The sequence below is a fragment of the Pseudoalteromonas sp. 2CM41L genome (genome assembly GCF_023161905.1).
Lineage (GTDB): Bacteria > Pseudomonadota > Gammaproteobacteria > Enterobacterales > Alteromonadaceae > Pseudoalteromonas > Pseudoalteromonas atlantica.
Genome location: NZ_JALNTN010000001.1, coordinates 333,759 through 346,827, shown reverse-complemented (window position 1 = coordinate 346,827; position 13,069 = coordinate 333,759). Strand labels below are relative to the sequence as shown.

Here is a 13,069-nt window from a genome sequence, read left to right as displayed (position 1 = left end):
TATTATGCCTAGTTATGCAAATCGTTACATAAGTAGCTTAACCCGAGATACGTACGCGTTAATACTGGCTGGTGGACGCGGCTCACGCTTACACGAATTGACAGATTGGCGCGCAAAGCCCGCTGTTTATTTTGGCGGTAAGCACCGTATTATCGATTTTCCATTATCAAATTGTATCAATTCGGGTGTGAGGCGTGTAGGCATAGCCACACAATATAAATCGCACTCTTTAATTCGCCATGTTAATCGCGCCTGGGGCCATTTTAAAAAAGAGCTGGGGGAGTCGGTTGAAATTTTACCCGCATCTCAGCGTAATGGTGATGAGTGGTATTGTGGAACTGCCGATGCGGTTTTTCAAAACATGGATATTATTCGCCACGAACTGCCAAAATATGTGATGATTTTGTCAGGCGATCACGTTTATCGAATGGATTACGGCGCTCTATTAGCCGAGCATGTGCAAAAAGGCGCCGACATGACAGTATGTTGCCTTGAAGTACCTGTTGAAGAGGCTGCAGATACCTTTGGGGTAATGACCGTTGATGAAAAAAATCGGGTATGTCGCTTCGATGAAAAGCCTTCGATCCCCAGCTCTGTCCCTGGTAAGCCAGGTACCTGCTTAGCCTCTATGGGCAACTATGTGTTTAATACTGAGTTTTTATTTGAGCAGCTAAAAAAAGATGCTGAAAATGAAGGTTCTGGCCGCGACTTTGGGCACGATATTATTCCGGCAATTATAGAAGAGCACAGTGTGTATGCGTTTCCGTTTAGAGATCCCATGCAAGAAGGGCAACCTTATTGGCGCGATGTAGGAACGTTAGACTCGTTTTGGGAAGCCAATATGGAATTGGTAATGCCCGAGCCACAGCTAGATTTATACGATCCAACCTGGCCTATTTGGACCTATCAAGAGCAGTTGCCACCGGCTAAGTTTATTTTTGATGATGAAGATAGACGCGGTATGGCGGTAGACTCAACGGTATCAGGAGGGTGTATTGTATCGGGCTCCGTGGTTAGAAAATCACTGCTGTTTTCAAACGTGCACGTGCGTTCATTTTGCGAAATAGAGCAATCGGTTATTTTACCCGGAGCTCTCATTAATCGTCATTGTAAAATTAAGCGAGCCATAATTGATCGAAGCTGTGAAATACCCGCAGGGCTTGAAATTGGTTACGATAGAAAAGCCGATGAAGAAAACGGCTTTAGGGTGTCTAAAAAAGGCATCGTATTAGTCACCCGTGATATGCTCACGGAACTTGCTAAAAAGCTTGAACGTCAAGCACACGAAAATAAAAAGTTCGCTTAAAATCGGATGCGAATAACAAAGGTTAAGGAAGTAGTAAATAAATGCATGTATTAATGGTTGCCGCAGAAAACGATGCTCTACCAAACGCTAAAGTGGGCGGGGTAGCAGATGTAGTCAGAGATGCCCCAAAAGCACTAGCAGCACAAGGCGTGAGCGTAGATGTTGTTATTCCTGATTATGGGTTTGAGCAACTGCAACGTGAATATATAGGTGATGTCACTGTTATATTTAGAGCGCAGCCACAGGTATTATCTTTATTTAAAATAAGTGATGACAACACACACATTAATCAATTTGTTATTTCGCACCCATTGTTTAGCCAATCGGGTTCGGTGTATTGCAATGACGAACCCGGGCGACCTTTTGCTACTGATGCAACAAAATATGCATTATTTAGTGCCGCTTTATGTGAAGCGCTGCTACAGGGTTTAATAACGCGCCCTCAAGCACTGCATTTACACGATTGGCATAGCGCGTGTGTCGCCGTATTATTAAAATTTGATAAACGCTACGATACCCTCGCTAATTTACATATTGCCTATACAGTTCATAATTTAGCACTGCAAGGGATCAGGCCTTTTAAACACGACGACTCGAGTTTAGAGGCTTGGTTTCCTTCGTTAGGTTATAACGGGCAACATTTGTGTGACCCTCGTTACCCACACTGTTTTAATCCTATGCGCAGTGCTATAAATTTGGCAGATAAAGTTCATTTAGTCTCACCTACTTACAGTACCGAGGTACTAAAGCCGAGTAATTATCAGCAAGGTTTTTTTGGTGGAGAAGGCTTAGAGCTTGATTTACAAAATCAATCGGCTCAAGGCAAGATGGTGGGAATATTAAATGGCTGTGAATACCCTGAGAAAAACCCTGAGCAGGTTACTTTATCGCTTTTGTATGAGCATATTGAACATACTTTATTTAACTGGATGGCAAAACATGAGCAGCTTGAAACGAGCTACTATGTGGCGCATCAGCGCATGCTGCAGTTTAAAAACACGCCAATAGATGGGCCCCTCGTAACAAGTGTTGGCAGGCTGACCGAGCAAAAGGTGTTATTACTTTGCCAACAATACGGTAATGCATTAGCGCTTGATAACGTGTGTGAAATAATTAACCGTTTTAATGGTCGTCTTATTATTTTAGGCTCTGGTGACAAAGCCCTTGAAAGCATTTTTACCAAGGCTATGGCACGCAATGCAAACTTATTGTTTTTAAAAGGTTATGGGCAAGGTATTGGCGATAGCCTATATGTGCTTGGGGATTTATTTTTAATGCCAAGCTCGTTTGAGCCATGCGGAATTAGTCAAATGCTTGCTATGCGCGCAGGGCAACCTTGTTTAGTACACAGTGTTGGCGGTTTAAAAGACACCGTAAGCCACAACAACAATGGCTTTGCATTTTCTGGCGGCTCGTTGAATGAACAAGTTGATGGGTTAATGACATGCTTAACTGAAACCCTTACGCTAAAACAGCAAAACCCTAAGCAATGGAGTAACATTAAAGCTAATGCTAAAGGAGCACGTTTTTCGTGGGAAACGGTCGCTGCTGATTATATTTCAAGCATGTATTGCTAAATCATTAAAATTAAACGCAGTAGAAGTGACATTTATACCTATTTACGCTATTAATTACTTAGTTTGAGTATATAAATAAGAAGTAGGTAATGTGTCTGTATTTGTTGCAAGGCAAGCAATATTCAATCGTAAGCAAAATGTAGTTGCTTACGAGCTTTTATTTCGTAATAGTGCTGAAAACTTTTTTCCCGATATAGAAGAAGGTCAAGCAACTGCTCGCCTAATAATGGAAAACCAGCTTAATTTAGGCACACGCCACATCACCTCAGGTAAAACGGCACTGATAAATATAGGCCCAGACTCTTTAAAGCACAATTTATGTGACTTTTTACCCTGCAAAGATGTGGTCATTGAGCTATTAGAAACCATTGAACCCACCGACGATAACTATCAGCTTTGCAGAGAGCTTTTTCATAAAAACTATAAACTCGCATTAGACGACTTTGTTTATAACGAGCAATGGGAGCGATTTTTAAAGTTTATTAAGCTAGTAAAGTTTGATATTGCGCAAACGCCTTTATCAGATATTGCTGAGATTGTAGAAAAACTAAAACAGCATAAAAAAATAAAAATATTAGCAGAAAAAATAGAAACCCAAGCCGATTATCACCAAGCACATAAAATGGGGTTTGATTACTTTCAAGGCTACTTTTTTGCCAAGCCCACAATGCACGAACAGCAAGACATTGATTATAACTATGCGTTAGTTGTGGCTATTTACGCGCAAGTAATGAAACCAAGCCCAGATATAAAGCAAATTAGTGCGTTATTTGAAGCCGATGCGGCCTTGGCTTATAAGCTTATGCGGCTAATTAACAGCGGTGTTTTTCCTATTCAGAGTAAAATATCATCTATTAAGCAGGCGTTAGTGTATTTAGGGCATGAGCGTTTAAAAAAGTTTGTAAGTTTAATTGTTACCGCGCACACCGCGGGTAAAAAGCCAGCAGAGCTAATGCAAGTGTGTGTAGTTAGAGCACGCTTTTGTGAGCTAATAGCAAAGCAGGTGTCTAAATCGTTGGTGGGTGAGGCGTTTTTAACCGGCTTGTTTTCGTTACTAGATGCCATACTCGATCAACCTATGAGTTTATTAGTCGAAAAATTACCTTTTCCTGATGATATTAAAGCGGCATTATTAAACGAAAAAAACACCCTATATTATATTTTAAATGTAGTACAAGCGTACGAAACAGGTAGCTGGTGGACATTAGAAAAAGCCGTTATATTACTTAATGTTAAAAGTGATGTGCTGCCAGGGTTATATAATCAAGCCGTAGATTGGGCAGATAATTATAAAAATAATAGTTAAAGGACAGTAACCGCTCATTATGCGAAATTATAATATGGACTTTATTCGCGGCATTGCTGTACTTTGCTTAGTGTATATGAATGGCTATGCGTTTGGCTTAATGGATTATAGCTATATTCCTTTATCTACCCCCCCTTTTAGTGACACCCTTATCCATGCTGTGAGTACTTTTTTTGTTGATGGACGATTTAGAACGCTGTTTAGCTTATTGTTTGGGGCAGGGCTTTATATTCAATGGCAAAAAGTTAAATCAACAGCGCCTTTAAAAGCGCGATTGCATTGGCTTATCATTTTTGGTTTGGTACATGGTTTTTTACTTTGGGCTGGCGACATTTTATTTTTGTACGGTGTATCTGGCTGGTTTGTTCTAAAATATTTGCAAAGTAATAACCAACTGCTTGTAAAAAGGGCAGGGGAGTTTCTTTTAATTGGTTGTGTAGCCACGGGGTTGGTGCTCTTTAGTGCACCAGATGAGGTCGTTTATCGTGATTCAGCACAGTATATCGATTTATATAGCCCGTATTACAGCGATTACTTTTTGAGTAATCTAGGTATGAATGTATTAATGCTGGTAGCTGTTCCTATCATGATCATGTGGCTGTGCGTAGGGCTAATGCTGATTGGCATATATTTATATAAAAATGAGGTTTTTAGTAAAGGTTTAACTAAGCCGCACCTTATTGTTTGTATAGCTGGCGCCTTTATTTTTTCAGGCATGAGGCTTTATGCGTCAAAGTTTACTGGGGGAGCGGGGTTCGCCCTACAAGAGTTTATAAATACCTTTGCCGCGTTATTCATGGCTGTATTTTATATTCATCTCATCGTTAAATTTTGTAATAACCGTGCTCATGTGGGCCAGCTTATTCAGCAGGCGGGGCGCTTAGCTTTTACCTTATATATATGCCAAACACTTATGCAGCTGTTGCTTTATAAAGTGTTGTATCCGCAGTGGGTATTAAGTTTTAACCGAATAGACTATTGGATAATCGCGACTGGCCTAGTTAGCGTGCAGCTATTGTTTACAGCTTTATATTGTCGCTATTATGAGCAAGGGCCGCTGGAATATGTTTGGCGCAGGTTAACTCAAGCAAAAATTGCAAAAATTAATGCGTAAAGGTTTAAATTAGGGGCGAAAAATAATGGCGTGTGGTTTACACTAGTCGCCTTTAAAATTAGGACCATTCAGTGCCATGACCGAATTAAAACGTTTAAATAAATTTATTAGTGAAACAGGTTTTTGTTCACGCCGTGAAGCCGATAAATATATTGAGCAAGGTCGTGTAACAGTTAATGGTAATACGCCTGAAATGGGCGTAAAAGTGGCTGATACCGATACTGTTTTAGTAGATGGAAAACCGCTGCGCGAAAAACCAAAACGCGTGTACATAGCGTATAATAAGCCAGTGGGTATTACCTGTACCACCGAGAGTAAAATTCAAAGTAATATTGTCAAAGCCGTTAATTATCCCACCCGTATATTTCCTATCGGCCGTTTAGATAGACCTTCAGAAGGATTGATTTTTTTAACTAACGAAGGCGATATCGTTAATAAAATTTTGCGAGCGGGTAATAACCACGAAAAAGAATACGTGGTGACAGTTGATAAACCACTCAATCGCCAATTTGTGAGCAAAATGGCCAACGGTATTCCTATTTTAGATACCGTTACAAAAAAATGTAAAGTGACGCAAACAGCTCCGCAAGAATTCAAAATTGTGCTTACGCAGGGTTTAAACCGCCAAATTCGCCGTATGTGTGAATACCTAGGTTATGAAGTTGTAACCCTTAAACGTACCCGCATTATGAATGTAACGTTAAAGGGCTTAAAAGTAGGCCAGTGGCGACATTTAACCGACGTAGAAATGGCGCAAATTAATGACTCCATTGCCGATTCGGGTAAAACGCAAGAGCATTCGGTTGATACCAATAAGCAAAATGCCAATAACAAAGGCGAGCCTAAAAAGCGTGATTTTCAGGGGGAAAACCCACGTGCCTTTAATAATGAGCGAGGCACTCGCACTCAAAGAAGTAACACCCCTTTTCAAAAGCGCTCCACCACCTATGTAGGTAAAGGCGGAGCTAGTAAAAATACGCAAGGCGATAGCAAAAGCGCAAACAACAAAAAGCCAGCAAACGGTAAAGCGCGTTCATCTGGCACATTAAGTTTAAAAAAATAGCGTGCGCACTTACCATTGTATTTGATGCACGACGTTACCTAGTGGGCTTTTAACGCCCACGATGTTTATTTTCTCATTTTTTAGCCGCTTTAATGCTGGTTTATCTAAATACCACCTAAAAGAGCGCTTTCTGTAAGTTTGTAAATCAAGCACAACCAGTTTTGCGCAGCTGTATTCGTAATCACTCGGACACGCCTCTACAGCCAGTAGCTGGTACTCTTGCTGCCAGCTATTGTCGCTATAATAATACGTCCATAACTTTACTGAAATACAAAAACTAGCCCACAGCCATAAATAAACCAAAACCGGTATAAACAAAATACCCAGCCAGCCCCTAAGCTTCCCATCATCCTCTAAGTAGTCTTTAAAATTTGATTTAAATGTTATGCATGCGTTGTACTTTTTGTATCCGTACATCCCCCCTGCAATACTAATTATTACTGACAAAACAGGAAGCAGCTTATGTGTTAAAAAATCATAAGCGGTATTGGCAATAAAGGGGGGATCGAGATTTTCATCCCAAGCAATAAAAAATAGGGGTGGGAATAGTAAACTAGCGGTAATTATTATTCTAAAAAGTTGTTTTGCTGTCATTTGAGGGGTTATTTATAAAACACAACGCCAATATAAAGTAAAAAAAGCCCTAAATAAATGGCTAATGCAGATACGCTGTTTTTAGAGCGCAGTCGTTTAATTAAATCGTAAGTACCGTCAAACATGCCTGTTATTACCAGTGCAATACCGCCCGTGAAACGGTAGTTGTTTAAATCTACATTGCCATTTTCGTCGGTTATAAAGCTAAAATAGCCAAAGAGAATACAAATACAACCTAGTTTATTAAGTCCATCTTTAACCTCGGTTTAAATAATAAAAAACGCAGCTACTGTGAGGTAAGCTGCGTTTTAAATGTCCTTTAAGGCTTTTAAATTACTTTCTAGGCTCGTAGTCTATTCTAAATACAACAGTATAAAGCACAGGCACTACAATAAGCGTGAGTATGGTTGCAAAACCTAAACCAAACATAATAGTTACCGCCATTGACTGGAAGAACACGTCAAACAACAGCGGGATCATACCTAAAATGGTGGTAATAGCCGCCATGGCTACAGGGCGTACACGGCTAACGCCAGATTCAAACACAGCTTGATAAGGCGATTTACCATCGCGAAGCTCAAGATTTATTTGATCGACCAACACTATGCCGTTTTTAATCAGCATCCCGCTTAAACTTAGTAATCCAAGTAGTGCCATAAAGCTAAATGGCGCATTCATTATTAACATGCCCGCACTCACACCAATAATGGCAAGTGGCACTGTAGCCCAAATAACTAAAGGCTGTTTAAGTGAATTGAACAGCAGTACGGTTACCGCAAACATCGCTAAATAACCCAGCGGTAATGAACCAAATATAGCGGCTTGTGCATCCGATGACGACTCATACTCGCCGCCCCATTCTAATTTATAGCCACGCGGTAGCTCTATTGCTTCTACGGGTCCGCGCACGCGTGCAAATAACTTAGCGGCAGTTTCATCGCCTAATACGTTGTGATCGGCCATTACCGTTATTGTGCGCTTTCGGTCGCGGCGCATAATTAGGCTGTCTTCCCATTCAACCACAAATTCGTCAACCACCTGTGTTACTGGCACAAATACACCCAGTACAGGGCTGTATATTTGTAAATCGTGAACGCTTTCTACATTTAGGCGCTCATTTGCCGGTGAGCGAGCAATAATTGGCAGAAGTTGCGTACCATCACGATATACACCCACTTGCTTGCCCGAAAGGCTAGTAAGCAGAACATCATCAAGGTCTGACTTACTAATACCTAAGCGGCGCGCTTTTTGTTCGTTAAATTGTGGACGAATCATTTTAGTGCGTGCGCGCCAATCATCACGAATATTATAAGCGCCGTCGTCTTGTGCGATAACTTCTTCAGCCTGGGCGGCTAATCGTCTAAGTATTACCGGATCGGGGCCTGTAAAGCGTGCTTCAATTTTAGCATCGGTTGAGGGGCCAATTTCCATAGGCTTAATTTTAAGCTCAGCTGAAAGCGGTGTATTTTGCGAGTATTCACGCACTTTTTGCATCACTACAGCCACCGCCTCGCGGTTTTTTACTCTAATAATGAGCTGCCCGTATGACGAGTACGACTTTTGCGGTGCATAAGTAAGCATAAAGCGTGGAGCACCTTGGCCTGTAGTACTGGTTATTTCTTCAACTAGCTCTTCTTTTTGAAGGTAGTTTTCAAGCTTTTTAATTCCCTCTAGCGTTGCTCTTATGTCGGAGCCTTGTTGCTGCCAGTAATCTACATAAAACATAGGGGTGTTAGAGGCTGGGAAAAACGATTGTTTAACCGCACCAAAACCAACCACAGCCGAGCAAAGAAGCACGACCATAAGCACAAGCGTGGTTTTACGATAATGCATAGATACATCTAAAAGTGCTTTATAGCCGGTAAAAATAAAGCCTTGATATGGGTCGTCATCTTCCTCTTCGCCCTCAGCATTTTTAGCTTTTTTAAACTCATCTTGTTTAAACATTAAATTTGCAAAAAAAGGCGTAAGCGTAATGGCGGTGATCCAGCTTAGTAAAAGCGATATAAACAATACCCAAAATAAGCTACCCGCAAATTCACCGGTCGCATCAGAGCTTAAGCCAATAGGGGCAAACGCAGTAATACCAATAACTGTAGCGCCTAGTAGCGGCCATTTAGTTTGTTCTACAATATTAACTGCAGCTTTTAACTTGGTTTGGCCACGCTTTAAATTTATTAATATGCCTTCGGTTACTACTATGGCGTTATCTACCAGCATACCAAGGGCAATAATAAGCGCACCCAGAGAAATACGTTGCAGGTCTATGGCGAACAACTTCATAAATATAAAGGTGCCTAAAACGGTGAGTAATAAAATACCGCCAATTAAAATACCACTTTTTAACCCCATAAATATAAGCAGTACCACGATTACAATGGCAATCGCCTCTACTAGGCTGACAATAAAGCCATCTACCGATTTTTCTACTTCTTTAGGTTGGTTATACACCGATTCTACATGTATGCCATGTGGGCGCTGGTACTCAAGCTCTGCTAAGTGCTCGTCAATACGTTTACCTACATCTACTACGTTCACGCTATTCATAAACGAAACGCCAATTAAAAGCGCTTGTTCTGAGTTGTAGCGAATAACATTGCTGGGTACTTCTGCGTATTCTCTAAATACTTTGGCTACATCACCTAAGTAAATAAGCTCGCTAGCACCGGGTTTTGATATAAGTAGGGTTTCGAGCTCTTTAACATCTTTAAATTCGCCGGTTGGGTGAAAGCGTATAGACTCATCGCCCACTCTAATTTTACCTGCGTTAGAGACTGTATTTTGCGATTGCAGTAAACCAAAAATATGGCTTGGGGCAATACCGAGTTGCGCTAATTTACGGGTAGACACTTCAACCATTACTTGAGGCTGTTGCTCACCAGCAATGGTCACTTTACTCACACCTTTAACCAGTACGAGTTCACGCTTTAAGTAATCGGTGTAATCTTTAAGTTCATCATAAGAGTAGCCATCGCCGGTAACCGCATACATAACGCCGTATACATCACCAAAGTCATCTAAAATGGTGCTTGGGTAAACGCCACTCGGGAGTGAAGGCGCTAAGTCGTTAATTTTACGGCGCATTTCATCCCAAATTTGGCGCAGCTGTTCTTTTCGGTAGGTGCTTTTCATTTCTACCGATATTTGCGACTTTCCATTTGATGAAATAGAGGTCACATAATCTACGTAGGGGAGTTGCTGAATCGCATTTTCGATAGGAAAGGTGACTTCTTCCTCGACTTGTTGTGGCGATGCACCCGGATACATAGTAATAACCATGGCGGTTTTAAGCGTAAACTCTGGGTCTTCTAGTTGGCCTAAATCAAAGTACGACACACTCCCGCCAATTAACAGCAGTAGTGCAAACATCCAGCTAATTACTTTTTTCTCTATGGAGAGTTGCGCAAAGCTCATAATTATAAGCCTCGCTCTTTATTCCATGGACGTACTTTCATGCCTTCATCTAATGAGTGTACGCCAGCAGAAACTACAATTTGGCCTTCTTTAATACCGCTTAACACTTCAATGCCGTCGCGGTGTACTTGGCCCACTTTAACGGCTTGTTTATTAACAACACCGGTTTCTGGGTTATATATCCACACATAGGCGTTATCCGACACGCTTTCTTTAGCTTCAGAAAAAACCGACTCTACCGGTAAAATAGTGTAAGCCACTTGCGAGCTGGTTACTTTTGATAAATCGATAAATACACGGCCCGTCATCCCTGCAAGTAGGTTAAAGTCTTTAGGCACTGGTAGCGAAAAAACAACTTTGTAGGTAAGCGTAGTAGGATCGGCCTGCGTGTCCCACTCTTTTAAATCAAGGGTGTACTCTTTATTATCATAACCGTCAAACACAACGGTAGGGTGGTAGTCACTGCCTTTTTTAATGCGCGCTATTATTTTTTCAGGAACTTGGATTTCCACATCCATTAAATCGCGGGTTTCTAGGCGTAAAATGTTTTGCTTGGCTTGAATGTTTTCAAAGTTTTTAACAAATACTTTGGCTACAGTCCCTGCAAATGGGGCGCGCAGCTCACTGTATTCTAGGTTGGTTTCGGCAATTTTAAAGGCAGACTCTGCCACTTGCATATTGGCTAATGCTTCATCGTACTCTGATTGACTCGCGATTCTTTTTTCAAGTAATTGTTCAATGCGGCTAAGTTGTGATTTAGCAAGCTCATAACGGGCTTTTCTATCATCGTACTGTAACTGAAAGTCTTCTGGGTCAAGCTTTGCTAAAAGTTGTCCTTTTTCAACTTCTTCACCTGCTAATACCGGAAACTCTACCAGTTCACCATTGACTCTAAATGCTAAGTACGAGCCTTGGTTAGCAACCACTTCAGCAGGAAAACTGCGCACATTTGTTTGCGAATCATGTCCTATATTGAATAACTTTACAGGCCTAATGGGCTCTTCTTTTACTTGCTTTTCTGGCTCAGAACAGGCCATTAAGGTAAGTAAAGTCGTAGTAAGTATACATAGACGAAAGAGTTTCATGTCTTCTCCGTGGCAATGATGGGCAAAATAATTAAGTGCAGGATACGCCGCAACCATATAAAATAAAATTCATTAAATTTTAGAAACATAATAAGTTTTATTTATGATCATGTTGAGCGCAGTATGAAGCTGAATCAATTACAAATTTTAGATGCCATTGTACAAAGTGCAAGTTTAAGTGGCGCGGCGCTTAAATTACATAAAACTCAACCTGCGCTTACCTTAGCAATTAAAAACTTAGAGGCAAAAATTGGCTTTGAACTACTCGATAGAAGCAAGTACCGATTACAGTTAACTGAAAAAGGGCGTGTTTTTCATCGCGAAGCACAACAATTATTGCATGCAAATGATGAGCTAGCGCAGCTTGCTAAAGAGCTTGCACTGGGTAACGAGCCTCAATATCGAATTTGCTATGAGCAAATTTGTCAAAAAGACAGTTATAACGAGATCATAAGTAATACTTTTAGACTATTTAAGCGTACGGAGTTTAATTTAACCAGTGGCAAACGCTTTGTCTCTTTAGAGCAAGTAAATAGTGGGCAAGTGGAGTTAGGCATAGGCCCCTGGTTTGACTTATTTCATGCAACAGGGCACTTAGAGAGCCTACCAATTGGTAAATTAAATATTGGAATTATTGCATCTACTAATGCGTTTCCTAAGTACATGACCTTTAACGAGCTACAAAATTACCCGTGTTTGGCTATGTTTGAAAGTGACTTAAGCATAGACAGCGACAAGCTTTCGTATTCAAAAGGCTCTGCCTTAATGAAGATTGACGATGTAACCAATTTAAAGTCGTTTTTGCTTGCTGGTGCCGGCTGGGCAATGATGAACATAGACTATTGCGCCCCTGAAATAGAAGCTGGGCTGTTGCAGCAAATACAGATAAACGACAGAGAAGATGAGTTTGGCATAGAAGTACGTGCATTTAGGCGTGATGCAATACACCATGGCCCTGTTGCGCGCTCTATTTGGGAGCAATTTAAAGTACTCAGTGAGGCGTACGTTAATGACCGCTGATATTGATAAAGAAACCCTCATTTACACCATTATTGCAAATATACCTGTAGGTTTTGTAGCAAGTTACGGGCAAGTAGCAACGCTTGCCGGTTATCCGCAAAATTCACGCTTAGTAGGGCGCCTTTTAAAGCAAATGCCAGATGATTCTGTTATACCGTGGCACAGAGTAGTAAATAGCCAAGGTAAAATATCATTCCCTGCAGGCAGTGATAAATACCAAGAGCAGCGCCAAAAGCTATTATTAGAAGGGGTTAGCTTTAAAAACGACAAAGTAAATATGCGCGAGTGTAGATGGCAGTAATGAACGTATTATCGTAAAAGAGCTTTTAAAGGCTGCTTTATTACAAGTATGCGGCTTACTTTTTTGTTTTTAGCTATCGTAAATCTACAACAAATAGGGTTATTCAGCTTCTAGTTTTACCTTTACCACAACCTCCTTATCTAGCTTTGTGAATGAAAAACTTACAATGATAAGCGATATATTTTCTATTTTTTACACAATAAAAATATATACGGCAAAGTAAAAAACACCTCTACACCTACCTATAGCTAAAATGGCATTAAATCAATTAAGCGTCGAGATTTGGCAT

General features: G+C 40.8%; 10 protein-coding genes. 7 read left to right on the top strand and 3 right to left on the bottom strand.

All coding sequences use genetic code 11. The features are described 5' to 3' along the window. Positions 1 to 4: 4 nt before the first annotated feature. The 5 genes from glgC to rluF all read left to right on the top strand — a co-directional run bounded on the left by glgC (position 5) and on the right by rluF (position 6,366). Positions 5 to 1,306: a glucose-1-phosphate adenylyltransferase gene (gene glgC, locus MTF64_RS01525; RefSeq protein ID WP_004586432.1), complete on the top strand. Its 1,302-nt coding sequence runs from the start codon at positions 5 to 7 to the stop codon at positions 1,304 to 1,306. A 41-nt stretch (positions 1,307 to 1,347) separates the two neighbouring features. Then, positions 1,348 to 2,883, top strand: coding sequence for a glycogen/starch synthase (locus MTF64_RS01520; RefSeq protein WP_248450239.1), 1,536 nt, complete (start codon positions 1,348 to 1,350; stop codon positions 2,881 to 2,883). Between the two features lie 91 nt (positions 2,884 to 2,974). Further along, positions 2,975 to 4,189 (top strand): HDOD domain-containing protein, encoded by a 1,215-nt coding sequence (locus MTF64_RS01515; RefSeq protein WP_248450238.1) that lies wholly within the window; start codon positions 2,975 to 2,977, stop codon positions 4,187 to 4,189. 34 nt (positions 4,190 to 4,223) lie between these two features. Beyond that, entirely contained in the window at positions 4,224 to 5,303 is a 1,080-nt protein-coding gene (locus MTF64_RS01510) for a DUF418 domain-containing protein (RefSeq protein ID WP_248450522.1), read from the top strand. A gap of 76 nt (positions 5,304 to 5,379) precedes the next feature. Beyond that, positions 5,380 to 6,366 carry a 23S rRNA pseudouridine(2604) synthase RluF gene (gene rluF / locus MTF64_RS01505; RefSeq protein ID WP_029774482.1) on the top strand — a complete coding sequence of 329 codons (987 nt, stop codon included), beginning with the start codon at positions 5,380 to 5,382 and terminating at the stop codon, positions 6,364 to 6,366. A 9-nt stretch (positions 6,367 to 6,375) separates the two neighbouring features. Here rluF and MTF64_RS01500 read toward each other — a convergent pair whose 3' ends face one another. The 3 genes from MTF64_RS01500 to MTF64_RS01490 all read right to left on the bottom strand — a co-directional run bounded on the left by MTF64_RS01500 (position 6,376) and on the right by MTF64_RS01490 (position 11,459). After that, positions 6,376 to 6,960: a hypothetical protein gene (locus MTF64_RS01500; protein ID WP_029774483.1), complete on the bottom strand. Its 585-nt coding sequence runs from the start codon at positions 6,958 to 6,960 to the stop codon at positions 6,376 to 6,378. Positions 6,961 to 7,293: 333 nt separating this feature from the next. Continuing rightward, positions 7,294 to 10,374, bottom strand: coding sequence for an efflux RND transporter permease subunit (locus MTF64_RS01495; RefSeq protein WP_055019066.1), 3,081 nt, complete (start codon positions 10,372 to 10,374; stop codon positions 7,294 to 7,296). A gap of 2 nt (positions 10,375 to 10,376) precedes the next feature. After that, positions 10,377 to 11,459: an efflux RND transporter periplasmic adaptor subunit gene (locus tag MTF64_RS01490; protein WP_024031767.1), complete on the bottom strand. Its 1,083-nt coding sequence runs from the start codon at positions 11,457 to 11,459 to the stop codon at positions 10,377 to 10,379. A gap of 123 nt (positions 11,460 to 11,582) precedes the next feature. Here MTF64_RS01490 and MTF64_RS01485 point away from each other — a divergent pair, with 123 nt between their 5' ends. Together MTF64_RS01485 and MTF64_RS01480 are read left to right on the top strand one after the other, a co-directional pair. Next, on the top strand, positions 11,583 to 12,479 hold the full coding sequence (locus MTF64_RS01485; protein WP_024031766.1) for a LysR family transcriptional regulator: 897 nt from the start codon (positions 11,583 to 11,585) through the stop codon (positions 12,477 to 12,479). Further along, on the top strand, positions 12,469 to 12,780 hold the full coding sequence (locus tag MTF64_RS01480; RefSeq protein ID WP_248450236.1) for an MGMT family protein: 312 nt from the start codon (positions 12,469 to 12,471) through the stop codon (positions 12,778 to 12,780). Before MTF64_RS01485 ends, MTF64_RS01480 begins: the two co-directional genes overlap by 11 nt. Positions 12,781 to 13,069: the final 289 nt, after the last annotated feature.

Coding starts and splice junctions, on each gene's coding strand:
- glgC (WP_004586432.1), top strand. CDS start 5: ATGCCTAGTTATGCAAATCGTTACATAAGTAGCTTAACCCGAGATACG.
- MTF64_RS01520 (WP_248450239.1), top strand. CDS start 1,348: ATGCATGTATTAATGGTTGCCGCAGAAAACGATGCTCTACCAAACGCT.
- MTF64_RS01510 (WP_248450522.1), top strand. CDS start 4,224: ATGGACTTTATTCGCGGCATTGCTGTACTTTGCTTAGTGTATATGAAT.
- rluF (WP_029774482.1), top strand. CDS start 5,380: ATGACCGAATTAAAACGTTTAAATAAATTTATTAGTGAAACAGGTTTT.
- MTF64_RS01500 (WP_029774483.1), bottom strand. CDS start 6,960: ATGACAGCAAAACAACTTTTTAGAATAATAATTACCGCTAGTTTACTA.
- MTF64_RS01495 (WP_055019066.1), bottom strand. CDS start 10,374: ATGAGCTTTGCGCAACTCTCCATAGAGAAAAAAGTAATTAGCTGGATG.
- MTF64_RS01490 (WP_024031767.1), bottom strand. CDS start 11,459: ATGAAACTCTTTCGTCTATGTATACTTACTACGACTTTACTTACCTTA.
- MTF64_RS01485 (WP_024031766.1), top strand. CDS start 11,583: ATGAAGCTGAATCAATTACAAATTTTAGATGCCATTGTACAAAGTGCA.
- MTF64_RS01480 (WP_248450236.1), top strand. CDS start 12,469: ATGACCGCTGATATTGATAAAGAAACCCTCATTTACACCATTATTGCA.